The organism is Delftia sp. 11MD (genome assembly GCF_050907895.1).
Lineage (GTDB): Bacteria > Pseudomonadota > Gammaproteobacteria > Burkholderiales > Burkholderiaceae_C > Comamonas > Comamonas tsuruhatensis.
Map to the genome: position 1 here is coordinate 5,169,330 of NZ_CP194333.1, position 25,579 is coordinate 5,194,908.

Below are 25,579 nucleotides of genomic sequence, written 5' to 3' on the forward strand. Positions count from 1 at the left end.
CCGTGTCACCCGGAAGACTTGCTGCCGGGTGGCACGGGCTTTTCCACTGGCTTTTGCGCACTCTCTGCCGGCGCCACGGCACCTGCGGCCGCACCGCCCAGCGCACCGGCCACGCTGCCTACCGTGCCGCCCACCACCACGCCCACCGGGCCTGCAATGACCGCACCGGCGGCAGCGCCGGCAGCGGCTCCGGCCAGTACGCCGCCGCCGATGAACACCGAGCGTGACTCGCGCTGCGCATCCTGCGGCGACAGCTGGTACTGGGCAGCTGCATCGGGGTCCTGGGAAGGTACGCCGTGGCCCGGTCGTGCCTGTTCGGCCAGGTCTTCGTCCTCCACCGCATCTGCAGACACCGGCGGGATGGATGGCTTGTTGCTTGCATTCATGGGAATCTCCTTCGGGGATGGACCGTGGACGCGGGACTGCATCCGCAGCGTCCCTCTTGCAGTTTTCGTTGTACGCCTGTGCCCGCCAGGCCGACGCCGGCCCAGACTGCGCTGCCGCGTCAGCAAAGGGCCGCAGCTGCGCAGACCTTGACTACAAGGGCTCGTAGGACCTGGCCTCCGGCGCCCAAGGACCCTCCTACGCCGGTCGCGGCGCACCGACTACCCGGAGCACTTCATTGCGGTCCTAAGCTGGAACCCAGAAGCACACAGGCTTCGACTTCGCCAGGCGATGCACGGGCTTTGAAGGGGCCGCCTCCCGCGCCTTTTCCCATGCCGCATCGCCCAGCCGCCAGATGCACAGCGTCGGCGTGCCAGCACCAACCCACTCAATGGAGAGCCTCATGGTCACACCCAACACCGTATCGAGCGTCATTTCTTCCGAAACCGTCAGCGGCACCAATGTCTACAACCCCGCAGGCGACAAGCTGGGCAGCATAGACACGCTGATGATCGACAAGCTGTCCGGCAAGGTGCGCTACGCCGTGATGGAATTCGGCGGCTTCCTGGGCATCGGCACGGACCGCTATCCGCTGCCCTGGGAATCCCTCAAGTACGAGCCCGACATGAACGGCTACGTGGTGTCGCTCACGCGCGAGCAGCTGGACAACGCGCCCCGCTATGAGCGCGACACGGCACCGGCCTACACCGATGAATATGGACGCCGCGTGAACGATTACTACGGCGTGCCCTACCTGTAAATCCCGACCCTTGCGGTCTTTGACACAGCCCCGTTCGCGGGGCGTTTTCTTTGGTGCGGATAGCTGGCCAAGGAAGAACGCCTTGCGCGACTTCACTCCCTCATTCCAGGAGAACTCCCATGAATACCACCCCACCGGCCATCGACTACAAGGCCTGCATGGATGCCTGCCAGGCCTGCATCATTGCCTGCAATACCTGTGCCGCCGCCTGCCTGAAGGAAACAGACGTCCAGATGATGGCCGCCTGCATTGCCCAGGATCTTGAATGCGCGCAGGTCTGCGAACTGGCCGTGGCCTCAATGGCGCGCCAAAGTCCGCATGTCTCAGACATCTGCCGCCTGTGCGCCCGGATCTGCCAGGCCTGCGCCGACGAATGCGGCAAGCATTCCCACGACCATTGCCAGACCTGCGCGGCAGCCTGCCAGCAATGCGCCATGTCGTGCAATCTCATGGGCATGCAGTCGCACTGACGCCGCTGGCCTTTGTCACGACAGCCGGCCAGGCGCCCATCCTGCAAACCGGCAGGAAAAAAAGCCACCGGCGCTGTCGTCATCCGCCCTATATCGGCAGCCTTCGGCGCTGCCTACACTTTGATGCATATCCACGCACAAAGGAGATGGGCATGGCACTGAACATCAGCATAGAACAGCGGTTCCTTACCCTCCTGGGCCAGTTGAAGCACATGCCTCCCTGCTCATCCCGCCAGGAAGCGCACGACATGCTCCTGCTGCTGTGGATGCGCATCTGCGAAGGCGCAGGCGCGCGCAGGCAATTGCTCAACAGCATGCGCCAGCGCACGCTGTGCGCAGAGCACGGCTGGAAAAACCTCGACAAAAGCCCCTGCTACTGGGATTCGGAGACCACGCCGGGCATCCGAATCTATCTGCATGCCAATGGCACCATCGTCATTCAAAGACAGGGCGGAGCGCAGGATTCCGAAATCCTGCACTTCAGCAGCCACCGGGAGTTTGTCGAGGCGTAGACAAAGGCCTCGCGCTCAATCCCGAACAATGGCGGAATATTGAAAAACCTAGGTGCAAACACCGACGATGTCCCACATGCGACATCGACCCTGTCTCCATAAAATGCGTCATTGTGTAGCACACTATCCATGAGGAACATATGACAGCAGATTACAAAACCCTGCTCAAGCAAAAGAGCGAGCTTGAGGCACGGATTGCCGAAACGCTGAAGGCGGAGAAAGGCGGAGTCATCGCCAAGGTCCGAGAACTCGTCCATGAGTTCGGATTGACCCACGACGACATCTTCAGCGCCCGCAAATCCAAGTCCGCCAACATTGGCGTGCCGAAATACCGGGACCCCGCCACCGGAGCCACCTGGACGGGACGGGGCAAGCCGCCGCGCTGGATCGAAGGCAAGGACCGCAAGGCCCTCGAGATCTGAGCATGGCCCGCCAACGCGGGCATTTTTTATGGCGGCCCCAATCGCCCGGACTCTCGCCAGGCAATGCCGGAAACAGAAAAACCCAGTGCTATTCACATAGCACTGGGTTTCATGTTTCTGGCGGAGAGGGAGGGATTCGAACCCTCGGTACGTTCGCACGTACGCCTGATTTCGAGTCAGGTACAATCGACCACTCTGCCACCTCTCCGCAGCGTCGAAGCTGAAATTATAGCCTAAAAATTCAGGCCTTCAGCAAAGTCTGTCCACCCATGTACGGGCGCAGCGCTTCGGGAATGGTCACCGAGCCGTCGGCGTTCTGGTAGTTCTCCAGCACCGCCACCAGCGTGCGGCCCACGGCCAGGCCGGAACCGTTGAGCGTGTGCACCAGCTCGTTCTTGCCCTGGGCATTCTTGAAGCGTGCCTGCAGGCGGCGGGCCTGGAAGGCCTCGCAGTTGGAGACCGAGCTGATCTCGCGGTAAGTGTTCTGCGCAGGCAGCCAGACTTCCAGGTCATAGGTCTTGGCCGAGCCAAAGCCCATGTCGCCCGTGCACAGGCTCATCACGCGGTAGGGCAGGCCCAGCTTCTGCAGCACGGCCTCGGCGTGGCCGGTCATTTCTTCCAGCGCCTCGTAGCTCTTTTCCGGATGCACGATCTGCACCATCTCGACCTTGTCGAACTGGTGCTGGCGGATCATGCCGCGCGTGTCGCGGCCGTAGCTGCCGGCCTCGGAACGGAAGCAGGGGCTGTGGGCCGTGAGCTTGATGGGCAGCTGGTCCTCGGCCACGACCACGTCGCGCACGAAGTTGGTCAGCGGCACCTCGGCCGTGGGAATCAGGTAGAGCGCCGCGTTGTCGGGCACGGGCTCGCCGTCCTGGCCGCCCTTCTTGGCGGCGAACAGGTCGCCCTCGAACTTGGGCAACTGGCCCGTGCCGCGCAGCGAGTCGGCATTGACGGCGTAGGGCACATAGCACTCGGTGTAGCCATGCGAGTCGGTCTGCAGGTCGATCATGAACTGCGCCAGGGCGCGGTGCAGGCGGGCGATGGGGCCCTTCATCACGGTGAAGCGCGAGCCCGACAGCTTGACGCCCATGTCGAAATCCAGGCCCAGCGGCTGGCCCACGTCCACATGGTCCTTGACCTCGAAATCAAAGGTCTTGGGCGTGCCCCAGCGGCGCGCCTCCACATTGCCGCTTTCGTCCGCACCGACGGGCACGCTTTCGTGCGGAAGGTTGGGCACGGCCAGCAGCATGGCGTGCAGCTCGCCCTGGATCTGCTCCAGGCGCGTGGCCGACTGGTCCAGCTCGGTCTTGAGGCTGCCGACTTCGGCCTTGGCGGCCTCGGCAGCGTCCTTCTCGCCCTTGCCCATCAGCATGCCGATCTGCTTGGACAGCTGGTTGCGCTTGGACTGCAGCTCCTCGGTCCGTGTCTGCAGGGACTTGCGCTCTGCTTCCAGGGACTGGAAGGCCTCCACGTTCAGGAAGGCCTGGGGCTTTTTGCGGGTCTCCAGCCGTGCGACGGCCGAGTCAAGGTCTTTGCGAAGAAGAAGGATATCGAGCATAGCCGGCAATTTTAGGCGGTATCGCCATGGCAGCGCCCGCCCCTGGGCGTTGGGGGTCTTGCCGCTACAGAAATCCCGCGCCGGCGCCGATACTTCCAATATGCCGCCCACAGCGGTTTGCGCACCCGGGAGCACCCATGTTTTTTGTCTTCGGTCCCAACGGACAGATGTTTCGCGGTCCCGCCGAGCGGCTGGGCCAGGTGGCGCCCGTGCGCCGCGTACAACGCCCGCAGGCCCTGCGCACGCGCTCGGCCGATGTGATGGCCGACGATGCAGCCGCCTCGTTCCCCGCCATCCTGGCCGACCTCGCGGGCCAGCCTGCCGGCGCGCCGGAGCCCGCTCCGCGCAGCCGTGGCGCGGTCGATGCCTACCTTTCCACGGAAAAAGGCCCCAGCCAGCCACGCCAGCCCCTGCAGACCGTGGCCGACGTGATGAGCCACGAGGCCGTGACGGTGTCGCCCGAGGCCGGTGTCAACGACGCCTGGCGCGTGCTGGCCGAGCACGGCGTGGCCCAGGCGCCCGTGCTGGATGCCGGTGGCCGCGTGGTCGGGCTGCTGCTGCGTGCCGACATGGCGCCGCTGGACCTGCTGCCCGAGCCCGGTGCGATCAAGGACGCCATTGCCCTGGCGCGCCGGCCCGTGAACGAGGTCATGATCTCCCCCATACCCACGGTGGCCACCACCACCGACCTGCGCCGCGTGGCCGGCGTGCTGCTGGAGACCGGCCTGCCGGGCCTGCCCGTGACCGATGAGCAGGGCCTGCTGGCCGGCTTCATCAGCCGCACCGACATCCTGCGCGCCGTGGCCTCCGATCCGCCGCTGGATCTGTGGAGCTGAGGCTTTCGGCCCCACCATGCAAAACGGGCGCCAGGCGCCCGTTTGCTTTTTGGCCAATGTCCGCTGCGCCTGCGGTTCAGCCGCCCGTCTCGGGCTGCTTGCCCACGGAGATCTCCAGGCCCGTGGCCGCGTCGATCTTCAGGCCCTTGGGCAGCGGGAACTTCACGGTCTCCTCGATGCCATCCATCTTGCGCACCGACAGCGCGCCCAGCTGGCGCAGGCGCTGGATGACCTCGTCCACCAGCACCTCGGGGGCGGAGGCGCCGGCCGTCAGGCCCACGCGCCCGGCATTGGCAAACCATTCCTCGCACAGCTCGCCCGCGTTGTCCACCATGTAGGCGGGCGTTCCCAGGCGCGCGGCCAGCTCGCGCAGGCGGTTGCTGTTGGAACTGGTGGGGCTGCCCACGACGATGAGCACATCCACCTGAGGCGCCAGCACCTTGACGGCGTCCTGGCGGTTTTGCGTGGCGTAGCAGATGTCCTGCTGCTTGGGCTCGCGCACCTGCGGAAAGCGCGCGCGGATGGCCGCCGTGATGCCGGCGGCATCGTCCACCGACAGCGTGGTCTGCGTGACCACGGCCAGCTTCTCGGTCTGGCGGGGAGTGACACGTGCCACATCGGCCTCGTCCTCGACCAGGTGGATGCCCTCGGACAGCTGGCCCATGGTGCCCTCGACCTCGGGATGCCCCTTGTGGCCGATCATCAGGAACTCGTAGCCTTCCTTGGCCAGCTTGGCCACTTCCACATGCACCTTGGTCACCAGCGGGCAGGTGGCGTCGAAGATGGAGAAACCGCGCCGCCGCGCCTCTTCCTGCACTGCCCGGCTCACGCCGTGGGCGCTGAACACCAGGGTGGCGCCGGGCGGCACGTCATCCAGCTCCTCGATGAAGATCGCTCCCTTGGCCTTGAGATCGTTGACCACGAAGGTGTTGTGCACGATCTCGTGGCGCACGTAGATGGGCGCGCCGAACTTGGCCAGCGCACGCTCCACGATCTCGATGGCGCGGTCCACGCCGGCACAGAAGCCCCGGGGCTCGGCCAGCAGGATTTCCTGGGGCGAGGTCGAATCCGGCACCTCAGAGCACCCCGATGATCTGCACTTCGAAGGTCACCGGCTGGCCGGCCAGCGGGTGGTTGAAGTCGAACAGCACGGCGCCGTCCTCGCGCACCTGCACCACGGCACCCGCGTAGCTGCCCAGGCCGTCGGGCGTGGGGAACTGCACCACGTCGCCGGGCGCGTACTGCTCGTGCGGGTCGCCCAGCTCGTTCATCAGCTTGCGCGCCACCCACTGCATCATGTCGCCGTTGCGCTCGCCGAAGGCTTCGCCGGCCGGCATCTCGAACGTGGTGCGCGTGCCTTCGGCCAGGCCCAGCAGGCGCTGCTCGACGGCAGGCGACAGCTCGCCCGCGCCCAGGGACAGCGTGGCGGGCTTGTCGTTGAAGGTGTTGATCACATCGCCTGCAGGCCCGGACAGGCGGTAGTGCAGCGTGAGGAACGAGCCGGCCTGGACCGTGGGGTGGGCCGGGGAAGAAGCGCTAGAGGTCATGGAAGTCCCGATAAACTGGCCCGTATTGTAGAAAAACATCCATGTCCCCACGCCCCGTGCAACGGTGCCCCTGCGGCGCCCCTCACCTGGCTGAACCATGGCTCTCAAAGACCTGCCCGCCCAGGCCCAGCCGCGCGAAAGGCTCGCGGCACACGGCCCCTCGGCGCTTTCCGATATCGAACTGCTGGCCATCGTGCTGCGCACCGGCATGGCCGGCAAGGGCGTGCTGCAGCTGGCCCAGGAACTGCTGCAGCTGCCCGGCCGGCCCGGCCTGTCCGGGCTGCTGCAGGCCGGGCACGCCGACCTGAAGGCCATCAAGGGGCTGGGGCCTTCCAAGTGCGCACAACTCCTGGCCGTGCTCGAACTGGCGCGCCGCGCCACGGCCGAGCAACTGCGCGAGCGCCCTGCCCTGGCCTCGCCCGAGGCCGTGGCGCGCTACCTGCAGCTGCACCTGGCAGCACGCCAGCACGAGGTGTTCGCCGTGCTGTTCCTGGACAGCCAGCACCGGCTGATCGCGCTGGAGGAGATGTTCCGCGGCACGCTCACGCGCACCAGCGTCTACCCCCGGGAAGTGGTGCTGCGCGCCCTGCACCACCACGCGGGCGCCGTCATCCTGGCCCACAACCACCCCAGCGGCCATGTCCAGGCCAGCGCTGCGGACAGGGCCGTCACGCAGAGCCTGCAGGCTGCCCTGGGCCTGATGGACATCCAGGTGCTGGACCATGTGATCGTCGCGCCGGGCGCCGCGCTGTCCATGGCGGGCCAGGGGATGCTGTAGGACCCCGGCTGGGCCCGCCATGGCCGCCGGGGTGCCGAAATTGCGGTACAACCGGCGTCACCATGACTTTGAAAGCCACCAGCCTGCAGGACCTCGCGCCAGTGCGCCGCGCACTGGCCGAAGCCGCCGCCCAAGAGGCCCTGCTCCAGCAGCAGCGCGCCGAGGCGGCGCGCCGCCTCCTGGCCGAGCAAAAGCTGTTCGAAAACACCGTGGGCCCGGTGCATGCGCTCAAGTCCGCGCACGCCCGCCACCTCCACGCCCCCGAGCCCCCCGAGCCGCTGCCCCTGCAGCTGGAGCTGGACGAGCAGCGCGTGCTGCAGGAGGCCATGAGCGACGAGTTCGACGTCAGCACCCTGCTGGACACCGACGACCAGCTCAGCTTCCGGCGCCCCGGCATCGGCCTGGACGTGACGCACAAGCTGCGCGCCGGCCAGTGGAGCATCCAGCGCCAGCTGGACCTGCACGGCCTGCGCGTGGACGAGGCGCGCGAGGCGCTGGGCCAGTTCATCCGCCTGTCCCACCGCACCGGCATACGCTGCGTGCGCGTGGTGCACGGCAAGGGCCTGGGCTCGCCGGGCAAGACCCCCGTGCTCAAGGGCCGCGTGCTGCGCTGGCTGGTGCAGAAAAAGGAAGTGCTGGCCTTTGTGCAGGCCCGCCCGGCCGAAGGTGGCGCGGGCGCCCTGGTCGTCCTGCTGCAGCCGGGCAAGCGCCAGCTGTACTGAGGGCGTGGATGGCGTGAGCGGTGATGGGGCTCAGGCCGCGGCCACCGCCGCCGCCTTGCGCGCCCGCCCTATCACCAGCGCCATCACCGCCGCCACCAGGCAGGCCAGGCCGGCCGCATACAGCGCGGGCGTATAGGTCAGCAGCAACGTGCGCGTCAGGCCCGCGCCCCAGGCAGCGGCGGCCGCGCCCAGCTGGTGGGCCGCGAAGATCCAGCCGAACACCAGCCCCACCTTCTGCGGCCCGAAATGCTGGGCCGTGAGCTTGACCGTGGGCGGCACCGTGGCGATCCAGTCCAGCCCGTAGAACATGGCGAACAGGCCCAGGCCGTAGAAGGTGAACTCCGAATGCGGCAGCCAGAACAGCGACAGGCCGCGCAGCCCGTAGTACCAGAACAGCAGCTTGCGGTTGTCGTAGCGGTCCGACAGCCAGCCCGACAGCACGGTGCCCACGAAGTCGAAGGCCCCCATCATGGCCAGCACCGATGCGGCGGGCACCGCGCCCATGCCGTTGTCGCCGCACAGCGAGATGAAGTGCGTCTGCACCAGGCCGTTGGTGGACAGGCCGCAGATGAAGAAGGTGCCCGCCAGCAGCCAGAAGGTGCGGTTGCGCGCGGCCTCGGCCAGCACCTTGAAGGGCGTGCCGAAGTTCATGGCCATGGCCGGCGGCGGCGGGGCCGAGGCATCGCCGCCAAAGGGCACCAGGCCCAGGTCCGAAGGCCGGTCCCTCACGAACAGCAGGGCCAGCACGGCAATCAAGGCACTGGCCACGAACACCGGCACCGTGGCCGAGCGCCAGCCCCAGTGCTCGATCATCCAGGCGGCCAGCGGCAGGAAGGCCAGCTGCCCCGTGGCCGCACTGGCCGTGAGCACGCCGATGACCAGGCCCCGCCGCGCCGCAAACCAGCGGTTGGCCACCACGGCGCCCAGCACCAGCGCCGTCAGGCCCGTGCCCATGCCCAGCAGCAGGCTCCACAGTAAAAACAGATGCCACAGCTGCGTGGCCTGCGTCACCATCGCCATGGCGCCGCCCACCAGGGCCAGGCCCATGCACATCACGGCACGCAGGCCGAAGCGCTCCATCATCACGGCCGCAAACGGCCCCAGCAGGCCGAACAGCGCAAAGCGCAGCGCCAGGCTGCTCGATATCTGCTCCGTACTCCAGCCGAACTCGCGCGACAGCGGCTGCAGCATGGCGCCCGGCAGGCCCAGCGCGGCCGACATGGTCAGCATGGTGAGGAAAGTGATGGCCGCGACCAGCCAGCCGTAGTGGATGCCGCGCCGCTGCAGCCAGCGCGCCGTGGAGTTGGAGAGCATGGGAGTCTCTTCGGGGGGTTGGGAATTCGGTAGGGCCTACGCCTGTGGGCCGTCTGCAGCGTGGCCATCGCCATCGAGCAGCACCAGGCATTCGTCGATCAGCGCATGCAGGGCCGCCACGCGCTCCAGGCCCAGGCGGGCGTTGAGCTCGTTCTGTGCGGTCTTCCAGCTTTGCTTGGCCTCTTCGCGCTTGGCCTGGCCCGCGTCGGTGATGTGCACCAGGCGGCTGCGCTGGTCCTCGCCCTGGCCCATGGACACCCAGCCGGCGTCGATCAGCGGCTTGAGGTTGCGCGTCAGCGTCGAGGCGTCCATGCGCATGCGCCGCGCCAGGTCCGAGGGCCGCACCGGACTGGCGGCCAGCACATGGCTGAGCAGCGAGTACTGGGTGATGCGCAGCCCCGTCTCGTTCAGATGGGCGTCGTACACCTGGCCCACGCTGCGCATGAGCTGGCGCACGCGGTGGTTGGTGCAGCCCTGGGGCACGGCGAGGATGTCTGGATTCACTGGCATGGCGCAGATTATTGCATATACAACTGTTGTAGATACAATAATATCCACGCCGCCATCCCAGACAGCCTGGCGCCCGCACTTTTCCCAATGAAAGAGAGACATTCCATGGACACCCGCACCCACTCCCCGGAGCAGGCCGCCCGCAACACAACCTCCAGCGTCACCTCCGGCGCCATCTCCCCTGCCCTGCAAGCCTGGCTGGACGAGGAACAGGCGGTCACCCTCCGGCTGGACGCCGGCCCCGGCGCAGGCGTGTCGCGCCCCGACCAGGTCGCAGGCCGCAGCGGGCTGGAGCTGATGCAGGCCATGCTGCGCGGCGAACTGCCCTACCCGCCCATTGCACGCACGCTGGACTTCATGCTGATTTCCGTGGGCGAAGGCAGCGCCGTCTTCCAGGGCCGCCCCGGCGCCAACCATCTCAACCCCATGGGCACGGTGCACGGCGGCTGGTTCGCCACCCTGCTGGACTCGGCGCTGGGCTGCGCCGTCCACACCTGCATGCCGCCGGGCCGGGGCTACACCACGGCCGAGCTGGGGGTGAACCTGGTCAAGGCCCTGACCCCGCGCGTGCCGCGCGTGCGCGCCGAAGGCCGCGTGCTGCACTGCGGCCGCCAGCTGGCCACGGCCGAGGCGCGCCTGGTCGGCCCCGATGGCACGCTCTACGCCCATGCCACGACCACCTGCCTGGTGTTCGAGATGCCTCCTGCGCGCTGAAGCCCGTTCGGCACAAGCAAAAAAGCCCCGTGCCAGATGCACGGGGCTTTTTTGTTGCTTGCCTGCCGGAACTTACTTCGACAGATCCAGGCGGTACTTGGACGTGCCCTTGCCCGAGCCGTCATCGGCCGCCACCAGCGAGATGTTGGCCAGGCCCGCCGCCTGCGCCACCGGCAGCGCGTTGGCGCCGGAGCTGAACACCACGTTGGCCGAGGTGGCCACCTTGGTGAAGCGCCAGCTCTTGGCCGCGCCATTGGCAGCGCGCGTGATGCTGCCGTTCTTGCGCACGTAGCCGATCACCACGTCGCGGTTGGCGTCCGGCGAGGCCCAGATGGCGCTGGAGCCGTCGAGCTTGGCGATGAAGCTCTTGCCGCTGGTGGCGCGGTAGTTGTTCGTGGCGATCACGAACTCCTGCGCGGGGTCGATGGCCTTGCCCAGGTACTGCAGGTTCTTGATGCGGCTGCCCACGGGCTGGGTCACGTCGATCTCGTACTGCACATCGGCCGTGGTGAACATGTCGAAGTTGTAGCCCGGGAAGGTGCTGATCAGCTGCTGCTCACCCGTCTTGGCCGGATCGATCTGGTTGAAGCGCTTGGCAGCGGCCTCCAGCCAGTCCTTGATGTCGGCGCCATTCACCTTCACCGCATACACGGTGTTGGGGTACAGGTACAGGTCGGCCGCGTTGTAGATGGCCAGCGGGCCCACGGCCACGTCGGTGTAGTCGGCGCCGCCCTGGAAGCCCGACTTGAACGGCGCGCTCACCGACAGCACGGGCAGCTGCGCGTACTGCGGCAGGCTGGCCTTCACATAGTCGGCCACATAGTCGCGCTGCGCCTGGTTGACGATCTGGATGGCGCCCGGGTCGCCCACATCGGCGAACAGCGTGCTCATGCGGAAGTCCGTGCTGCCGATGGGCGTCTTCACGTACTGGATGGCGGCCTGGTGCTGGCTCTCGATCAGCGGCGCCACCGTCGGGTCCACGGCCACGTAGGTGGCCTTGCCTGCGGCGTCCTTGCCGGTCTGGATATTGCGCAGCTCGCTCTTGCCCGCGCTCTTGTCCACGCTCCACTGCTTGCCGTCCCACTTGAGCGCCAGCTGGATCACGCCCAGCGCCTTGCCCCAGGAACTGGCCATCACCGACTGCACGCCGTTGATGGTGCCCGCCTTGTTGTCCACGCCCGCCTGCGTGAACGCCGGCGTGGCCGCCGTATCGGGGAACACGCCGTGCTGGTGGCCCATGACCATGGCGTCGATGCCGGCCACCTTGCTCAGGTGCAGGCCGGGGTTCTCCATCGTCGGCGAGTAGGCCGCGCCGTCCAGGCCGCCGTGCAGCATGGCCACCACCACGTCGGCGCCCTTGGCGCGCATCTCGGGCAGGTACTTCTGGGCGGACTCCACGGCGCCTTCGGTGTAGAGCTTGCCCTCCAGATAGCGCTTGTCCCAGTTCATGATGCCCGGCGTGGTGAAGCCGATCACGCCGATCTTGATGGGCAGCTCCACCGCCTTGCCATCCTTGTCCTTGGCCGCGATCTTGCGCTCCAGAATCACGTAGGGCTGCACCAGCGGCTGCTTGGTCTTGCTGCTGTAGACATTCGACAGCGCCACCGGAAAGCCATTGCCCGCGCACTTGACCGACTTGTCCACGCCGTCCACGTCCAGGCCGCCGCCCAGCACCTGGTTCAGGAAGGGCAGGCCGTAGTTGAACTCATGGTTGCCCAGCGTGCCCGCATCGAAGCCCAGCGCGCCCATGGCCTTGTACATGGACAGCTGCTGCGTGCAGGGGATCTTGGCCACCTCGGCCTCGTAGTCGGCCAGGGCCGTGCCCTGGATGGTGTCGCCGTTGTCCACCAGCAGCGTATTGGCAAACTCCTTGCGCGCCGCGCGCACCAGCGTGGCCGTGCGCTCGAAGCCGTAGGAGGCATCCTCGGCCAGCTTGAAATAGTCATAGCTGCGCACGTTGAAGTGCAGATCCGTGGTCTCCAGCACCGCCAGCGTGGCCGTCGCGGGCTGGCTGGCCACCGGGGGCGTCGTGCTGTCGTTGCTGTCGCTGCCACCGCAGGCGGCCACCAGCGCGGCGCTGGCCAGGACGCTCAGCGCCAGGCGGCGGGACAGGAGCAGGGATTGCAATGTGGGGAGTTTGCTCAGCGGCATGTGGTTTTTGTGGGGGTGGTGAAGGGGGGGAGTGTGGTGGTGGGGGTTTACAGGGGTGTGACAGCTGGTCTGTTCTGGTCTGGTCTTGGTCAGGTGCTGTTTTTTGTCCCTGCCGGGGGGTTGTTTTTCGAGGCCGGGTTTCGGCCCGGCGGCCGACCTACTTTCCTTTGTTTCGCCACCGGTACGCCGGCCGAAGGAAAGTAGGCAAAGCAAAGGCGACCCGGATGTCCGCGACCCCTTCGCTTCGCTGCGGGGCAACCTGCGTCGTGGCGGTTGCGGGGTTCGCCGTGAAACTCACTTCGCGCTGCGCGCTACGTTCAAACATCACGGCGAGTCAGATCACGAAGCAAGCCTGTCCTTCGGCAGGCTTGCAACCCCACAACCGCCACGACGCAGACGCTGACATACGGGGAGCTTGCTCGGGCCTTCGCTGCGCTCGGCCTGGTTTCTTGATACGCAGCCGTTAAACTTGCGGCAGGCCGAAAGGCTCGGTGTGTCGTAACACCAATACAGAGGTGCGGCCCCCACCTTGAAGGGGGCTTTGTCATGTCCAGATTCCTGGGGCAGATGCGTCGTCGCGCGTCCGTCTCCAACGGTTTTGGACGGGATGGGCTTACCCGCAAGGATGGCCGCACGTCTGTATACGTGTTACGAACATCCCGTCCACCCGTTGCCCGTCGTACGGTGGCGTGTGGTTCTCTTGATTCATACAGGAACCAAGACATGCACCCTCTCACCGCCGCGCAGGCGACCTCTCCCCAACTCCCCCTTCTGCCCACCTGGCGGCAGGCCATGCATGCCTCGCTGGGCCTGGTGCAGAGCACGCTGCAGCAGTTGATCGAACTGATGGTCGACGATCCCGACAGGGACGACAGCGAAGTCGATGTGGACTGCGCCGTGGAGCTGGCGCTGGAGCACATCAAGCGCATGGGTGTCCAGCAGCACGCGGACCGCTATGCCTTCGAGGTGGAGTGGATCAAGGCAACGGCGGCGCTGCGGCTGGCGCAGGGCGCTTTCGGGCGGCCGGAATCACGCTTCGGCCTGCGGCTCAAGGACGCCATCCAGCAGCTGGAGATGCTGCCGGAACTGGTGGAGTTCGTGGACCAGGACGACGGCGAGTGAACTGTGCGGCGCGCCCGTATCTCTGTGAGAAACTGGCCCGCCGAACACCCCCTTGCCTTCACCCATGGAACTGCGCCAGCTGCGCTACTTTGTCGATATCGCCAAGACCGAGCACCTGACGACATCGGCCAGGAACCTCTATGTCACGCAGTCCACGCTCTCGCATGGGCTGCGCCAGCTGGAAGAGGAGCTGGGCATGGCGCTGTTCGAGCGCATTGGCCGGGGGCTGAAGCTGTCGCAGGCCGGCGTGGTGTTCCGCAACTATGCGGAGCGTGCGCTGCATGAGGTGGAGGCCGGGCGCATGGCGCTGGCCGACCTCAGCGAGCTGCAGACCGGCACGCTGACCATCGGCGTGATTCCCACCTTCCTCAACACCCTGGTCGCCCCGGCCGTGGCGGCTTTCATGCGTGCCTATCCCAAGGTCAACGTGGTGGTGATCGAGCTGCTGGCCCCGCCCGTGGAGCAGGGATTGCTGGACGGCAGCCTGGACCTGGGCGTGAGCTTTCACCCGCCCCAGCGCGCCGAGCTGGACGCGCTGCCGCTGTTCGACGAACGCATGATGCTGCTGGTCAACCCCTCGCATCCACTGGCCGGGCGCCGCACGCTGTCCGTCAAGTCGCTGGCCGGCGTGCCCCTGGCCCTGCTGCCGCGCACGTTCTACACGCGCAGCCTGATTGAGGACGGCCTGCGCACCGCAGGCGTCACGCCCTTGCTGCGCGCGGAAATGGGCTCGGTGGAATCGCTGATCGCGCTGTGCCGCTGGGGCGACATGGCCACCATCGTCCCCGAGCGCGCTGCCCAGCAGGCCACGGACATGGTGGCCATCCACCTGGTCGCCCCCCAGCTCATCCGCACCGCCGGCCTGCTGTGGCGCCGAGGCGCCAGCTACAGCGCGGCCGCGCGCGAGTTCGCGGCGCAACTGGCCCCCGCCACCAGAACCAACATGCCCCGCTAAAAAAACACAAGGCCGAGCGAAGCAAAGGCCCGAGCAAACTCCCCGTATGTCAGCGCCTGCGTCGTGGCGGTTGCGGGGTTGCAAGCCTGCCGAAGGACAGGCTTGCTTCGTGATCTGACTCGCCGTGATGTTTGAACGTAGCGCGCAGCGCGAAGTGAGTTTCACGGAGAACCCCGCAACCGCCACGACGCAGGTTGCCCCGCAGCGCAGCGAAGGGGTCGCGGACATCCGGGTCGTCTTTCTTTGGCCTACCTTTCTTCGGCCGGCGTACCGGTGACGAATCAAAGAAAGGTAGGTCGGCCGCCGGGCCGAGACCCGGCCCCGAAAAACAACCACCCGGCAGGGTCAAAAACTAACCCGTTGCAGGGAAAAAACCCGCTCACTGCAAAGAAGGCCGCTGCCTCTCAGGCACCCGAGTACTCAAAGAAGCCGGCACATAAGCCGCATCAAAACTGCACCCCACCCCAAACTTGGCCTCATTCCCCACACAAGCAGCAGCAATCCCGGCAGCAGTCGGCTTCACCCCCGCCTCCACCCACTGCATCAACGCAGTCATCAAGGTGGGATAGGTCGCATCGCTGATATAGCTGTGCGTCCCCTGCCGCGTGAAGGTCTGCACCAGCCGGTCCCCGCTGCCGCCCTGCTGCATCACCGCACGAAACCGCGCATCCAGCTCCACGAAGGCCGTGGGGTCGCTGATCCACTTGGCCGAGAGGACCGGCACGCCAATCTTGCCCACGGGGTCGGTGTCATCGGCGAACTTGCGGTAGGCCGCAGGGTCGGCGCGGTAGCGCAGCACGCCGGCATTGAGCGCGGCATCGTCGGCCGAGCCCGCATAGACCGCACCCTCGTTGCCGAAGGGGCTGGCGCCGCCCGTGCGCTTGGCCGAGATGTCCTGGAAGTGCATGGTGCCCCAGTTCATGTGCGACTGGATGGCGCTTTCGGGGATCTTGATGACCTTGGTGATGGTGTCGATCTTCGCCTGCTGCGCGGCCGTGCGCTGGGCGGCGGGCTTGTCCAGCGCCAGGCATTCGTTCACGCGCAGGGCCACGTCGGCCTGGCGCATCTTGGCGTCAGCGGGCAGGCCCAGGTTGAGCGCGTACTGCGGCTCATTGGGGCGCGGGTGGTTGCCGCACAGGTACTGGTAGACCACGCGCAGATCGGTGCGGAAGTCATAGGCATGGGTGCCGCCGCCCAGCACGCCGCTGGTCAGCAGCACGCCGTCGTAGGGGCGCTCGCCCACGGTCTGCTCGTTGAACATTTCCGCGCCCTTGGCGGCCACGCCCGCACCCCAGGACTGGCCGTGCAGGATGGTGCGCTGCGGCTTGGCCACATGCTGGCGGAAGATGCCGCGCAGGCGCTCGGTGTCCTCTGCGGCGGCGCGCACTTCCACGCCGCCCTGGCGGTAGGTAGAGCCGGCCCAGGCGTAGCCTGCGCGCACCATGATGGACCAGCGCACCAGGTCTTCGGCCGCACGGGCGGCGGTGGGCGCGGCCAGGTCGGGGCCGCCGTGGGCGTGCAGCACCAGGGTGCCGTTCCACTGCGCGGGCTTGGCGATCAGGTAGTAGGCGCCCTTGGAGTCCTGCCCGGCCCAGCAGCTGACGCCCGCAGGAATCTCGGCAGGGCAGGCCGTGCTCTTGGGCGCGGTCTCGATGGAGGTGACCGGCCCGTGCAGCACGGCCGAGCCGCCGCCGCAACCGGCCAGGGCGAGCGCGGCCAGCAGCGAGGCGCTGGCGGGACGCAGGGGGAAATACGCGGATGCTTGCATGCCTTGTCTCCTGTCTTGGCTTCTTGTTGGAAGTCACCTGCCGCGCCGCGGCAAGCGGTCTCATCGGTGACTGGATGGGATTTTGTAGAGGCTTGTCCAATATTTCAAAGATTTTTAGGATATCGGCTGGATACTTTTCACATATATGGAACTGCGCCATCTCCGTTACTTCCTGGCCGTGGCCGATACCGGCCACATCACGCGCGCGGCCGAGCTGCTGGGCATGCAGCAGCCGCCGCTGTCGCAGCAGATCCGCGCGCTGGAGGAGGAGCTGGGCATTGCCCTGTTCCGGCGCCACCCCAAGGGCGTGGACCTGACCGACGCGGGCCTGGAGCTGCAGGGCGAGGCCACACGGCTGCTGGCCGACTTCACCGCCATGCGCGACCGCATGCAGGCCTTTGCGCGCGGCGAGCGCGGGCGCATCCATGTGGGCTTCACCAGCTCGGCGGCGGCCCATGCCTTCACGCCCGAGGTGCTGCGCCTGTGCCGTGGCCGCCATCCCGACATTGCGCTGGATGTGAGCGAGAACAATGCCGCCGAGATCACCGAGGCCGTGCAGGCCGGGCGCATGCACTGCGGCTTTCTGCGCGTGCCGGTGGCCCGGCCCGAAGGCCTGGTGTTCGAGACGCTGCTGCAGGAGCCCGCGCTGCTGGCCATTCCCGTGGACCATAGGCTGGCGCGCGATGCATCGCGGCCCGTGGCGCTCAGGCAGCTCGATGGCGAGCGCCTGATCCTTGTGCGGCGCACGGGCGCGCCGGGGCTGTATGCCAATCTGCTGGCGCTGTGCGCCCGGCACAAGGTACAGGTGGAGGTGGCCGCCGAGGTGGAACGCATGATGACCAATGTGAACCTGGTGGCGGCGGGCGTGGGCCTGTCCATCGTGCCGGCCTCGGTGCGCGGCGCCCATCCCGAGGCCGTGGTCTACCGCGCCTTCGAGCCCGCCGTGCGGCTGAGCGCCCCGCTCACCCTGGTGCACCGCGAGGCCGGCACGCAAACCGGCGGCGCAGGACCCGCGGCCACCTTCATCGCCCTGGCGCGCGAGCTGGCGCAGCGCCACCAGGCGCCGGGCGGCTGAGGCATGCGGGCACCGCAAGGCACCGATACCGGCCGGCGCGCCCTGCTGGCGGCGGGCGCCTGCGCGCTGGCCTGGCCCGCCCAGGCATGGCCGGCCCGGCCTGCCTGGCCGGGCGCCAGCGTGCGGATCGTGGTGGCCTACCCCGCAGGCGGTGTCAGCGACATGGTGGCCCGCGCCCTGGCCGAGCAACTGGCGCAGCAATGGGGCACGGCCGTGATCGTGGACAACCGCCCCGGCGCCAGCGGCACCGTGGCGCTGGAGCTGCTGGCGCGCAGCGCGCCCGACGGCCGCACCCTGGTCTTTGCCGCCGCCACCGCCGTGGGCCTGGCCGCAGCCTCCGTGACGCCCGTGGCCGGCGTGATGCGCACGCCCATGCTGCTGGTGGGCACGCCGGCGCTGAAGGCCGCAGATTTCGAAGGCATGCTGGCCGAGGCACGCGGCATGCCCGGCGGCATACGCTGGGCCACCACGGGCGAGGGCACGACGGGCCACGCCGTGCTGCAGCGCATAGAGCAGGCCACGCGCATTCCCATCGTGCATGTGCCCTACAAGGGCGGGGGCCAGCAGCTCAACGATGCGCTGGCCGGGCATTTCGAGCTGCTGTCCACCAATGTGGCGCCGCTGCAGCTGCAGGCGCTGCGCGCGGGCCGCCTCAAGGCCCTGGCCGTGGGCGCGCCGCAGCGGCTGGCGGCCCTGCCCGATGTGCCCACGCTGGCGCAGCTGGGCCATGCGCAGGCCAATCTGGATTCGCTGTTCGGCCTGTTCGCGCCGCCGCAGATGGCGCCAGCGCTGGCCCAGCGCATCAATGCTGCGGTGGCCCAGGCGCTGCGCGCCCCGGCCATCCGCAGCCGGCTGGAGGCGGCCAGCAACCAGCCGTTCGAGGGTTCGGCCGCAGAGTTCGCGCAGCAGGTGATGCGCGAGGCCGGGCGCTGACCGCCCTGCATCGCTCCCCCCGCACCACGCCCTGCACCACGCCCTGCACCACGCCCTGCACCACGCCCTGCACCATGCCGGACGGGCTCAGCGCGCGTACTTCTTGGCCCCGGCCACGCAGACCACGGCGGCCATGGTGACCAGCACCATGCCCCAGCTCACCTGTTCATGCAGCAGCAGGGCCGCCAGGCCCAGGCCCATGAAGGGCTGCAGCAGCTGGATCTGGCCCACGGCCGCAATGCCGCCCTGGGCCAGGCCCCGGTACCAGAACACGAATCCGATCAGCATGCTGAACAGCGAGACATAGGCCAGGCCCAGCCATGCGGGCCGGCCCACATCGGCCAGCGATGCCGGCATGCTGAGCAGGGCGGCGGGCAGCATGACGGGCAGGGCCAGCACCAGCGACCAGCTGATGACCTGCCAGCCGCCCAGCGTGCGCGACAGGCGCGCGCCCTCGGCATAGCCCAGGCCGCAGACGATGATGGCGGCCAGCATCAGCAGGTCGCCGCGCAGCGAGCCCCCGGCCCCGCCCACGGCCGCATAGCCGGCCACGAAGGCCGCGCCCGCCAGCGAGAACAGCCAGAAGGCCGGGCGCGGGCGCTCGCCGCCGCGCAGCACGGCGAACACGGCCGTGGACAGGGGCAGCAGGCCCACGAAGACGATGGAATGCGCCGAGGTGACGTACTGCAGCGCCAGCGCGGTCAGCAGCGGAAAGCCCACCACGCCGCCCAGCGCGCTCAGCGCCAGCGAAGGCATGTCGGCGCGCGCGGGCCGGGGCTGGCGCAGCGCCAGCAGCATGGCCAGGGCCAGCAATGCCGCGATGCTGGCGCGCGCACAGGTCAGGAAGGTGGGGTCCAGGTCGGCGACCGCCACGCGGGTGGCCGGCAGCGATCCCGCAAAGATCGCCACGCCGATGAATCCGTTGATCCACCCGCTGCTTGTCTTGTCCATCAAAAAGCTCCTTGGTTTGCAGCAGGCAGTGGGCCATTGCACGGCCGGATCTTCCATAGACAGTCCAATACAATTCAAAAGAACTGTTATGCACACAAATCCACTACAGAAGAGAGAGCAGCCATGCGCAGCGGCACACGCATCCAGGCGGTGATGGAAGAGATCCAGTCGCGCATCGCCGCGCGCACCTGCCTGCCCGGCACGCGCCTGCCCTCGGTGCGCGCGCAGGCGCAGGCCATGCAGGTGTCGGTGTCCACGGTGGTGGAGGCCTATGAGCGGCTGGCGGCCGAGGGGGTGATCGCCTCGCGCCCGGGCTCGGGCTTTTATGTGGCGGGGCCGGTGGCGCCGCTGGCGCTGGGCGGTATCGGGCCGCGCGTGGACAGGGAGGTCGACCCCCTGTGGCTGGCCCGCCAGTCGCTGCAGGCAGATGCCCACGCGCTCAAGCCGGGCTGCGGCTGGCTGCCGCCTTCATGGCTGTACGAGGAAGGCGTGCGCCGCGCGCTGCGCTCCCTGGCGCGCTCGGGCACGCTGGAGCTGACGGAGTACGCAACGCCGCTGGGCCACCCGGCACTGCGCCGCCTGCTGGCGCGGCGCATGGCCGCCATGGGGCTGGAGACCTCGCCAGAGCAGATCCTGCTGACGGAGTCGGGCACGCACTCCATCGACCTGGTCTGCCGTTTCCTGCTGGAGCCCGGCGATACGGTGCTGATCGACGACCCCTGCTATTTCAATTTCCATGCGCTGCTCAAGGCGCACCGCGTGCAGGCCGTGAGCGTGCCCTACACGCCGCAGGGGCCCGACGTGGCACGGTTCGCCGACGCGCTGCAGGCCCACTCGCCACGCCTGTACATCACCAATTCGGCCATCCACAACCCGACGGGCGCCACGCTGTCGCCACTGGTGGCGCACCGCATCCTGAAGCTGGCCGACAGTTCGGACCTGGTGATCGTGGAGGACGACATCTTCTGCGACCTGGAGACCCATGCGGCGCCCCGGCTGGCGGCCTTCGACGGCCTGTCGCGCGTGATCCAGATCGGCAGCTTCTCCAAGACGGTGTCGGCCTCGCTGCGCTGCGGCTTCATCGCGGCGCGGCCCGACTGGACGCAGGACCTGGCGGACCTGAAGATCGCCACCAACTTCGGCGGCGGTCGCATGGCCGCCGACATCGTGCTGCGCACGCTGACCGACAGCGGCTACCGCAGGCACATGGAGTCCGTGCGGCTGCGGCTGGCGCAGGAGATGGAACGCACGGCCGCGCGGCTGCAGGCCCTGGGCATGAAGCCCTGGCTGGTGCCGCAGGCCGGCATGTTCCTGTGGTGCCAGTTGCCCGGGGGCATGGATGCCACGGCGCTTGCGCGCACCTGCCTGGAGGATGGCGTGGTGCTGGCGCCCGGCAATGCCTTCAGCCAGTCGCAGAGCGCGGGCGACTTCCTGCGCTTCAATGTGGCGCAGTGCTCGGATGCGCGGATCTTCGAGGTGCTGGCGCGGGCGCTGAAGGGCTAGGCCGTTTCAGCCTGCAGCAGGCCGCGCACCCGTGCCTGCACGTGTTCCAGGGACGGCGGCAGGTCGAACAGCACGCGGTAGACGATGGGCGCGGCCAGCGCGTCGATCAGGGTGTCCGCAGCGGGCATCGCCTCGCCACGCCGCGCTGCGCGCTCGCCGATCTGCGCCAGTTGCCCGCGCAGGATTTCCACGCAGGCGCAGGGCGTGTGCTCGTTGCCCGCTGCGGCGGCCATGTCGCGCAGCATGGTGCGGCCCAGCGGCGAGGCCGATTCCTCCAGGAACTGCTCGGCCCAGGCCAGCAGATCGCCCTCCAGCGTGCCCGTGTCCAGCGGCGGCGCCGTGGGCCGGATGATTTCCACGGCCACATCGGCCAGCAGCTGCTGTATGTCGCCCCAGCGCCGGTAGAGGGTGGACGGCGTCACGCCCGCCTGGGCGGCGATGAGCGGAAAGCTCAGTTCCTCGCGCGGCATGGTTTCCAGCAGGCCCTTGACGGTCTGGTAGACCGTGGCCTGGATGCGCGCGCTGCGTCCGCCGGGACGGGCGGGACCGCCTGTTTTGGAAAGGGATGGGACTTGCGTGCTCATGGTTATTAAAGCTAAAAATTTGCGTTAGCAGCGCACAAGCGCAGAATTCGCTAACGCAAAAACTTTGCATTAATTGTGCAGCAGGGCTCTTAACCATGTCGGTACTGCAACCATCCAACTCCACTCCCGCTGCCCGGCCCGGCCGCAGCCTGGCCGTCCTGGCATTCGGCCTGGGCAGCTTCTTCGCGGCCTCCAGCGCGCCCACGCCGCTGTACCGGCTCTACCAGCAGGACTGGGGCTTTTCCTCCGGCATGCTGACCCTGGTCTTCGCGGTCTATGCGCTGAGCCTGCTGCTGGCCCTGCTCACCACGGGCGCGCTGTCGGACCACCTGGGCCGCAAGCCCGTGATCCTGGCGGCGCTGGTGCTGGAGATCGTCTCGCTGGCGGTGTTCGCCCGCGCGGGCGACGTTCAGGCCCTGGTGCTGGCGCGCGTGCTGCAGGGCTTTGCCACCGGCATGGCCAGTGCGGCCATGGGCGCGGCGCTGCTGGACCTGCACCGCGAGCGCGGCACGCTGGTGAGCACCATGGCGCCCATGGTCGGCATGGCGGCGGGCATTGTCGTGGCGGGCGAGTTCGCGCAGCTGTGGCGCCAGCAGCTGGGCCTGGTGTTCTGGCTCATGGCGCTGATCTTCGTGGCCGTGGCCGCCGCCATGGCCGTGCTGCCCGAGACGGGCGCGCGCCGCCCCGGCGCACTGGCCGCCATGCGCCCCCGCGTGCGCATTCCGGGCCAGGCCCGGGCCGACTTCATGCGCGTGCTGCCCATGAGCATCACGGTGTGGGCGCTGGGGGGCTTTTACCTGTCGCTGGGCCCGTCGATGATCCGCTCGGTCACGGGCTCGGAGGTCGCCGCCAGCTTTGCCGTGTGCATCAACACGCTGAGCGCCGCCGCCGCCATCTGGACGCTGCGCAGCCGCGCGCCGCGCGCCATGCTGCAGTTCGGCGGCAGCGGCCTGCTGGCCGGGGTGGCCCTGCTGCTGGTCGGCGCCCATCTGCAAAGCCTGCCCCTGGTGCTGGGGGCATCAGTGGTGGCGGGCGCGGGCTTCGGCGTGGGCTTCCAGGGCGCGCTGCGCAGCGTGATCCCGCTGGCCGAGCCGCACGAGCGCGGCGCCCTGATCTCGGCCATCTACATCGCCAGCTACCTGGCGTTCAGCATGCCGGCCATCGCGGCGGGCATGGCCGCCGCGCGCTTCGGCCTGTTGCCGGTCACCTATGCCTACGGCCTGATGCTGATGCTGTTCGCGGGCCTGGCGCTGGCGGGGACGCGCCAGCCCAGGCCGGTGGTGGCGTCCTGATGCGTTGGCTGTAAAAATAAAACCATAGCAATCCAGCATTACCCCACCTGGTGATCAACGGGAAATAAGGGAGAAAATCTCAGCGGCAGCGCAAAAAAAGTCCAGCCGAACTTGCAGGATGGGCAGGGCTTGTTCGGCATACGGGGAGTCACGCCACTTTTCCCAGCCAACATGCCACGCCCGCACTCCCGACAGCCCCAGCACGGCTGCCCCGCCGCCCCGGGGTGGCGTGCGTCCAGGGGCAGCGCCGTGCTGCTGGCAATCGCGCTGCTGCTGGCCGCTGCGGCGCCGGCACCCTCCCGGGCGGCGTCGTCAGCCCAGGCGGCGCAGCGCAGCTTTTCCGTTGCGGCCGGACCTCTCGCGCATGTGATCGCCCAGTACGCCAACCAGGCCGGTGTGGCGCTCTCGTTCGATGCGGCCCAACTGGGTCGGCGGCAGTCTCCGGGCCTGCAGGGCCGCTATGCCGTGGACGATGGTTTTGCGAGGCTGCTGCAGGGCACGGCGCTGCAGGCCGTGCACGAGTCCCGCGGCGTCTATACGCTGCGGCCCCTGCCAGCGGCGGCCTTGGGCACGAGCGGGCAGACGCTGGGCACGGTCACGGTCCGGGCCACGGCGCCGGCCAGTGCAACGACCGAAACCTCGGACAGCTATGCCGCCAGCCTGGTCACGGGCTACAAGGGGCTTCAGTCGGTGCGCGACATCCCGCAGCCCGTGACCGTGCTCACGCGCCAGTGGCTGGACGAGCAGGCCCTGCCCGACCTGCATGCCGTGCTGCAGCACACGCCGGGCGTGACGGTGGAGTACATCGACAGCGAGCGCATCGCCTATTACTCGCGCGGCTACCAGATCGATTCGCTGCAGGTGGACGGGCTCAATGTGAACCAGGTGGCCTCGGCCTCCACCTTCATCCAGCCCGACATGGCCATGCTGGACCGCGTGGAGGTGCTGCGCGGCGCCACGGGCCTGCTGCGTGGCGCGGGCTCGCCCTCGGCCATGGTGAACATGGTGCGCAAGCGGCCCACGGCGCAATGGCAAGGCTCGGCCGCGCTGACGCTGGGCTCCTGGGACCGCCAGCGCATGGAGGCCGACCTGTCCGGCCCGCTGAACGCAGCCGGCACGCTGCGCGGCCGGCTGGTGGCGCTGGCGGACGACAAGGCATCGTTCCAGACCGCGCGCAAGGAAAAGCGCCTGGGCCTGTACGGCGTGCTGGAGGCGGACCTGGGGCCGCGCACCACGCTCACGGCCGGCCTGCAGCACACGGACCTGCAGGCCACGGGCTCCTGGGGCGGCCTGCCCGCCGCCGCCGACGGCAGCCAGCTCGGCCTGCCGCGCAGCACCTACCTGGGCACGCCCTGGAATACCTGGGACCGCCACAACCAGCAGGCCTTTGCCGAGCTGGAGCACCGGCTGGACAGCGGCTGGCAACTGAAGGCCCAGGCGGCGCACACGCGCTTTCGGTCGGACGGGTTCAAGCAGACCTCGTTTTCCAGGGCCAGCGACAGCAATCCCTACCTGTTCGACGTGAGCACCTCCATCTATGGCGGCGACGGCAGCACGCAGAACGCGCTGAGCCTGCTGGCCAGCGGCCCCTTCGAGGCCCTGGGCCGCAGGCACGAGCTGTCGCTGGGCGCCGACCTGCAGCGCATCCGCAGCACGGGCGCCACGGGCTACTGGGGCGTGAGCCCGCTGCGCAATGTGGACATCCGCGGCTGGAATCCGTACACCAGCTACCCCGAGCCCTTCTACAGCGAGGGCAACGGCAACGCCTATTCATCGCCCGTGTCCCACATCCACCAGTACGGCGGATTCGCGCGGGCCCGGCTGTCGCTGACCGACTCGCTCACCGCCATTGCCGGCGCGCGCCTGAGCTGGTGGAGCTATCTCGAACCCGGCAATGCCCAAAGCGGCTACAGCGTGCGCCGCGAGCTGACGCCCTATGCGGGCCTGGTGCATGCGCTGTCGGACACGCTCGACGCCTATGCCAGCTACAGCGAGATCTTCAGCCCCCAGGACAAGAAGGCCGCCGACGGCAGCATCCTGGCGCCCGCCCGGGGCGAGGACCTGGAGGCCGGGCTCAAGGGCAGTTTCATGGACGGCCGGCTGCAGGCCAGCGTGTCGGTGTTCCGCATCCAGCGCGTGGGCAGCGCCATGCAGGACACGGCATCGGCCATGCCCTGCCTGCCGTACTACCCGACCAGCCACTGCTTCATGGCCGGCGGCAAGAGCCGCAGCCAGGGCTGGGAGCTGGAGCTGTCCGGCGAGCCCGCGCCGGGCTGGCAGGTGCTGGCCGGCTACACCTACACCCAGGCCAGGTACCTGCGCGACGCCTCCGAGGCCAACGTGGGCCAGCCGCTGCGCCCCGTGGACCCGCGCCATGCGCTGCGCCTGTTTGCCAGCCACCGCTTCAAGGGGCCCTTGCAGGGATGGACCGCAGGCGCCGGCGTGCGGCTGCAAAGCGATGCCTACGCCAGCGTGGGCGATGTCACCACCCGCCAGGGTGGCTATGCGCTTTTTGACGCGCTGCTGGCCTACCGCCTGGACGACACCTACTCGCTGCAGCTGAACGTGAGCAACCTGCTGGACAAGCGCTACTACGCCAAGTTCTCGCCCAACAGCACCTACTTCAACAACTACTACGGCGATCCGCGCAACGTGACGGTGTCGCTGCGCGCGCGCTTCTAGGGCCACGGCCGGCCTGCCCTCCTTCCCCGGCTTTTT

General features: G+C 68.3%; 25 protein-coding genes and 1 tRNA gene. 15 read left to right on the plus strand and 11 right to left on the minus strand.

Annotated elements, in window-relative coordinates:
• Nucleotides 1-5 precede the first annotated feature (5 nt).
• Nucleotides 6-386, minus strand: coding sequence for a hypothetical protein (locus tag ACRSCF_RS23640; RefSeq protein ID WP_034367784.1), 381 nt, complete (start codon nt 384-386; stop codon nt 6-8).
• Nucleotides 387-787: 401 nt separating this feature from the next.
• Here ACRSCF_RS23640 and ACRSCF_RS23645 point away from each other — a divergent pair, with 401 nt between their 5' ends.
• The 4 genes from ACRSCF_RS23645 (at nt 788) to ACRSCF_RS23660 (ending at nt 2,548) form a co-directional block, all read left to right on the plus strand.
• Nucleotides 788-1,144, plus strand: coding sequence for a PRC-barrel domain-containing protein (locus ACRSCF_RS23645; protein WP_016450092.1), 357 nt, complete (start codon nt 788-790; stop codon nt 1,142-1,144).
• Nucleotides 1,145-1,263: 119 nt separating this feature from the next.
• Nucleotides 1,264-1,614, plus strand: coding sequence for a four-helix bundle copper-binding protein (locus tag ACRSCF_RS23650; RefSeq protein ID WP_016450093.1), 351 nt, complete (start codon nt 1,264-1,266; stop codon nt 1,612-1,614).
• A complete protein-coding gene (locus tag ACRSCF_RS23655; RefSeq protein WP_236884693.1) occupies nt 1,572-2,126 on the plus strand; it encodes a hypothetical protein in 555 nt (184 codons plus the stop codon). Before ACRSCF_RS23650 ends, ACRSCF_RS23655 begins: the two co-directional genes overlap by 43 nt.
• A gap of 140 nt (nt 2,127-2,266) precedes the next feature.
• On the plus strand, nt 2,267-2,548 hold the full coding sequence (locus tag ACRSCF_RS23660) for an H-NS family nucleoid-associated regulatory protein (RefSeq protein ID WP_016450095.1): 282 nt from the start codon (nt 2,267-2,269) through the stop codon (nt 2,546-2,548).
• 118 nt (nt 2,549-2,666) lie between these two features.
• Here ACRSCF_RS23660 and ACRSCF_RS23665 read toward each other — a convergent pair.
• Nucleotides 2,667-2,756, minus strand: a tRNA-Ser gene (locus tag ACRSCF_RS23665).
• A gap of 33 nt (nt 2,757-2,789) precedes the next feature.
• Nucleotides 2,790-4,106 carry a serine--tRNA ligase gene (gene serS, locus ACRSCF_RS23670; RefSeq protein WP_034367782.1) on the minus strand — a complete coding sequence of 439 codons (1,317 nt, stop codon included), beginning with the start codon at nt 4,104-4,106 and terminating at the stop codon, nt 2,790-2,792.
• Between the two features lie 137 nt (nt 4,107-4,243).
• Here serS and ACRSCF_RS23675 point away from each other — a divergent pair, with 137 nt between their 5' ends.
• A complete protein-coding gene (locus tag ACRSCF_RS23675; RefSeq protein WP_017406743.1) occupies nt 4,244-4,942 on the plus strand; it encodes a CBS domain-containing protein in 699 nt (232 codons plus the stop codon).
• A 76-nt stretch (nt 4,943-5,018) separates the two neighbouring features.
• Here the strand turns inward: ACRSCF_RS23675 and ispH are convergent, their stop codons facing one another.
• Nucleotides 5,019-6,017, minus strand: coding sequence for a 4-hydroxy-3-methylbut-2-enyl diphosphate reductase (gene ispH, locus ACRSCF_RS23680; protein ID WP_034367780.1), 999 nt, complete (start codon nt 6,015-6,017; stop codon nt 5,019-5,021).
• A 1-nt stretch (nt 6,018) separates the two neighbouring features.
• A complete protein-coding gene (locus tag ACRSCF_RS23685; protein ID WP_016450099.1) occupies nt 6,019-6,489 on the minus strand; it encodes an FKBP-type peptidyl-prolyl cis-trans isomerase in 471 nt (156 codons plus the stop codon).
• A 97-nt stretch (nt 6,490-6,586) separates the two neighbouring features.
• On the opposite strand from ACRSCF_RS23685, the gene radC reads away from it, so the two are divergent.
• Together radC and ACRSCF_RS23695 are read left to right on the plus strand one after the other, a co-directional pair.
• Entirely contained in the window at nt 6,587-7,267 is a 681-nt protein-coding gene (radC, locus tag ACRSCF_RS23690; protein ID WP_016454292.1) for a RadC family protein, read from the plus strand.
• A gap of 62 nt (nt 7,268-7,329) precedes the next feature.
• Entirely contained in the window at nt 7,330-7,989 is a 660-nt protein-coding gene (locus ACRSCF_RS23695) for a Smr/MutS family protein (RefSeq protein ID WP_013803859.1), read from the plus strand.
• Nucleotides 7,990-8,019: 30 nt separating this feature from the next.
• Here ACRSCF_RS23695 and ACRSCF_RS23700 read toward each other — a convergent pair whose 3' ends face one another.
• Together ACRSCF_RS23700 and ACRSCF_RS23705 are read right to left on the minus strand one after the other, a co-directional pair.
• The gene (locus tag ACRSCF_RS23700; protein ID WP_034367777.1) at nt 8,020-9,303 is read right to left on the minus strand and encodes an MFS transporter; all 1,284 of its coding nucleotides are present in this window, start codon (nt 9,301-9,303) and stop codon (nt 8,020-8,022) included.
• A gap of 36 nt (nt 9,304-9,339) precedes the next feature.
• On the minus strand, nt 9,340-9,813 hold the full coding sequence (locus tag ACRSCF_RS23705) for a MarR family winged helix-turn-helix transcriptional regulator (RefSeq protein ID WP_126313096.1): 474 nt from the start codon (nt 9,811-9,813) through the stop codon (nt 9,340-9,342).
• Nucleotides 9,814-9,918: 105 nt separating this feature from the next.
• On the opposite strand from ACRSCF_RS23705, the gene ACRSCF_RS23710 reads away from it, so the two are divergent.
• Nucleotides 9,919-10,527, plus strand: a complete 609-nt coding sequence (locus tag ACRSCF_RS23710; protein WP_046987361.1) for a PaaI family thioesterase — start codon at nt 9,919-9,921, stop codon at nt 10,525-10,527.
• Between the two features lie 72 nt (nt 10,528-10,599).
• Here the strand turns inward: ACRSCF_RS23710 and ACRSCF_RS23715 are convergent, their stop codons facing one another.
• Entirely contained in the window at nt 10,600-12,678 is a 2,079-nt protein-coding gene (locus ACRSCF_RS23715) for a bifunctional 2',3'-cyclic-nucleotide 2'-phosphodiesterase/3'-nucleotidase (protein WP_034367775.1), read from the minus strand.
• Nucleotides 12,679-13,401: 723 nt separating this feature from the next.
• Between ACRSCF_RS23715 and ACRSCF_RS23720 the strand changes: the two genes are divergently transcribed.
• On the plus strand, nt 13,402-13,800 hold the full coding sequence (locus tag ACRSCF_RS23720) for a hypothetical protein (protein WP_034369506.1): 399 nt from the start codon (nt 13,402-13,404) through the stop codon (nt 13,798-13,800).
• Between the two features lie 64 nt (nt 13,801-13,864).
• Nucleotides 13,865-14,755, plus strand: a complete 891-nt coding sequence (locus ACRSCF_RS23725; protein WP_016450106.1) for a LysR substrate-binding domain-containing protein — start codon at nt 13,865-13,867, stop codon at nt 14,753-14,755.
• A 379-nt stretch (nt 14,756-15,134) separates the two neighbouring features.
• Here the strand turns inward: ACRSCF_RS23725 and ACRSCF_RS23730 are convergent, their stop codons facing one another.
• Nucleotides 15,135-16,523, minus strand: a complete 1,389-nt coding sequence (locus tag ACRSCF_RS23730; protein WP_244387220.1) for a hypothetical protein — start codon at nt 16,521-16,523, stop codon at nt 15,135-15,137.
• 145 nt (nt 16,524-16,668) lie between these two features.
• On the opposite strand from ACRSCF_RS23730, the gene ACRSCF_RS23735 reads away from it, so the two are divergent.
• Nucleotides 16,669-17,598 (plus strand): LysR family transcriptional regulator, encoded by a 930-nt coding sequence (locus ACRSCF_RS23735; RefSeq protein ID WP_070080618.1) that lies wholly within the window; start codon nt 16,669-16,671, stop codon nt 17,596-17,598.
• A gap of 3 nt (nt 17,599-17,601) precedes the next feature.
• Entirely contained in the window at nt 17,602-18,531 is a 930-nt protein-coding gene (locus ACRSCF_RS23740) for a tripartite tricarboxylate transporter substrate binding protein (protein ID WP_070080619.1), read from the plus strand.
• Between the two features lie 87 nt (nt 18,532-18,618).
• Here ACRSCF_RS23740 and ACRSCF_RS23745 read toward each other — a convergent pair whose 3' ends face one another.
• A complete protein-coding gene (locus ACRSCF_RS23745) occupies nt 18,619-19,482 on the minus strand; it encodes a DMT family transporter (protein ID WP_012203816.1) in 864 nt (287 codons plus the stop codon).
• Between the two features lie 123 nt (nt 19,483-19,605).
• Between ACRSCF_RS23745 and ACRSCF_RS23750 the strand changes: the two genes are divergently transcribed.
• Entirely contained in the window at nt 19,606-20,985 is a 1,380-nt protein-coding gene (locus ACRSCF_RS23750) for a PLP-dependent aminotransferase family protein (RefSeq protein ID WP_034368759.1), read from the plus strand.
• Here ACRSCF_RS23750 and ACRSCF_RS23755 read toward each other — a convergent pair.
• Nucleotides 20,982-21,569: a TetR/AcrR family transcriptional regulator gene (locus ACRSCF_RS23755; RefSeq protein ID WP_012203814.1), complete on the minus strand. Its 588-nt coding sequence runs from the start codon at nt 21,567-21,569 to the stop codon at nt 20,982-20,984. The genes ACRSCF_RS23750 and ACRSCF_RS23755 overlap by 4 nt on opposite strands.
• Before the next feature lie 95 nt (nt 21,570-21,664).
• Between ACRSCF_RS23755 and ACRSCF_RS23760 the strand changes: the two genes are divergently transcribed.
• Nucleotides 21,665-22,861, plus strand: a complete 1,197-nt coding sequence (locus ACRSCF_RS23760) for an MFS transporter (protein ID WP_244387222.1) — start codon at nt 21,665-21,667, stop codon at nt 22,859-22,861.
• A 171-nt stretch (nt 22,862-23,032) separates the two neighbouring features.
• A complete protein-coding gene (locus ACRSCF_RS23765) occupies nt 23,033-25,543 on the plus strand; it encodes a TonB-dependent siderophore receptor (protein ID WP_411165073.1) in 2,511 nt (836 codons plus the stop codon).
• Nucleotides 25,544-25,579 lie beyond the last annotated feature (36 nt).

Excerpts from the sequence above, each read along its gene's own strand:
- ACRSCF_RS23640 (WP_034367784.1), bottom strand. The coding sequence starts at position 386 with ATGAATGCAAGCAACAAGCCATCCATCCCGCCGGTGTCTGCAGATGCG.
- ACRSCF_RS23645 (WP_016450092.1), top strand. The coding sequence starts at position 788 with ATGGTCACACCCAACACCGTATCGAGCGTCATTTCTTCCGAAACCGTC.
- ACRSCF_RS23650 (WP_016450093.1), top strand. The coding sequence starts at position 1,264 with ATGAATACCACCCCACCGGCCATCGACTACAAGGCCTGCATGGATGCC.
- ACRSCF_RS23655 (WP_236884693.1), top strand. The coding sequence starts at position 1,572 with ATGCGCCATGTCGTGCAATCTCATGGGCATGCAGTCGCACTGACGCCG.
- ACRSCF_RS23660 (WP_016450095.1), top strand. The coding sequence starts at position 2,267 with ATGACAGCAGATTACAAAACCCTGCTCAAGCAAAAGAGCGAGCTTGAG.
- serS (WP_034367782.1), bottom strand. The coding sequence starts at position 4,106 with ATGCTCGATATCCTTCTTCTTCGCAAAGACCTTGACTCGGCCGTCGCA.
- ACRSCF_RS23675 (WP_017406743.1), top strand. The coding sequence starts at position 4,244 with ATGTTTTTTGTCTTCGGTCCCAACGGACAGATGTTTCGCGGTCCCGCC.
- ACRSCF_RS23685 (WP_016450099.1), bottom strand. The coding sequence starts at position 6,489 with ATGACCTCTAGCGCTTCTTCCCCGGCCCACCCCACGGTCCAGGCCGGC.
- radC (WP_016454292.1), top strand. The coding sequence starts at position 6,587 with ATGGCTCTCAAAGACCTGCCCGCCCAGGCCCAGCCGCGCGAAAGGCTC.
- ACRSCF_RS23695 (WP_013803859.1), top strand. The coding sequence starts at position 7,330 with ATGACTTTGAAAGCCACCAGCCTGCAGGACCTCGCGCCAGTGCGCCGC.
- ACRSCF_RS23700 (WP_034367777.1), bottom strand. The coding sequence starts at position 9,303 with ATGCTCTCCAACTCCACGGCGCGCTGGCTGCAGCGGCGCGGCATCCAC.
- ACRSCF_RS23705 (WP_126313096.1), bottom strand. The coding sequence starts at position 9,813 with ATGCCAGTGAATCCAGACATCCTCGCCGTGCCCCAGGGCTGCACCAAC.
- ACRSCF_RS23710 (WP_046987361.1), top strand. The coding sequence starts at position 9,919 with ATGGACACCCGCACCCACTCCCCGGAGCAGGCCGCCCGCAACACAACC.
- ACRSCF_RS23715 (WP_034367775.1), bottom strand. The coding sequence starts at position 12,678 with ATGCCGCTGAGCAAACTCCCCACATTGCAATCCCTGCTCCTGTCCCGC.
- ACRSCF_RS23720 (WP_034369506.1), top strand. The coding sequence starts at position 13,402 with ATGCACCCTCTCACCGCCGCGCAGGCGACCTCTCCCCAACTCCCCCTT.
- ACRSCF_RS23725 (WP_016450106.1), top strand. The coding sequence starts at position 13,865 with ATGGAACTGCGCCAGCTGCGCTACTTTGTCGATATCGCCAAGACCGAG.
- ACRSCF_RS23730 (WP_244387220.1), bottom strand. The coding sequence starts at position 16,523 with ATGCAAGCATCCGCGTATTTCCCCCTGCGTCCCGCCAGCGCCTCGCTG.
- ACRSCF_RS23735 (WP_070080618.1), top strand. The coding sequence starts at position 16,669 with ATGGAACTGCGCCATCTCCGTTACTTCCTGGCCGTGGCCGATACCGGC.
- ACRSCF_RS23740 (WP_070080619.1), top strand. The coding sequence starts at position 17,602 with ATGCGGGCACCGCAAGGCACCGATACCGGCCGGCGCGCCCTGCTGGCG.
- ACRSCF_RS23745 (WP_012203816.1), bottom strand. The coding sequence starts at position 19,482 with ATGGACAAGACAAGCAGCGGGTGGATCAACGGATTCATCGGCGTGGCG.
- ACRSCF_RS23750 (WP_034368759.1), top strand. The coding sequence starts at position 19,606 with ATGCGCAGCGGCACACGCATCCAGGCGGTGATGGAAGAGATCCAGTCG.
- ACRSCF_RS23755 (WP_012203814.1), bottom strand. The coding sequence starts at position 21,569 with ATGAGCACGCAAGTCCCATCCCTTTCCAAAACAGGCGGTCCCGCCCGT.
- ACRSCF_RS23760 (WP_244387222.1), top strand. The coding sequence starts at position 21,665 with ATGTCGGTACTGCAACCATCCAACTCCACTCCCGCTGCCCGGCCCGGC.
- ACRSCF_RS23765 (WP_411165073.1), top strand. The coding sequence starts at position 23,033 with ATGCCACGCCCGCACTCCCGACAGCCCCAGCACGGCTGCCCCGCCGCC.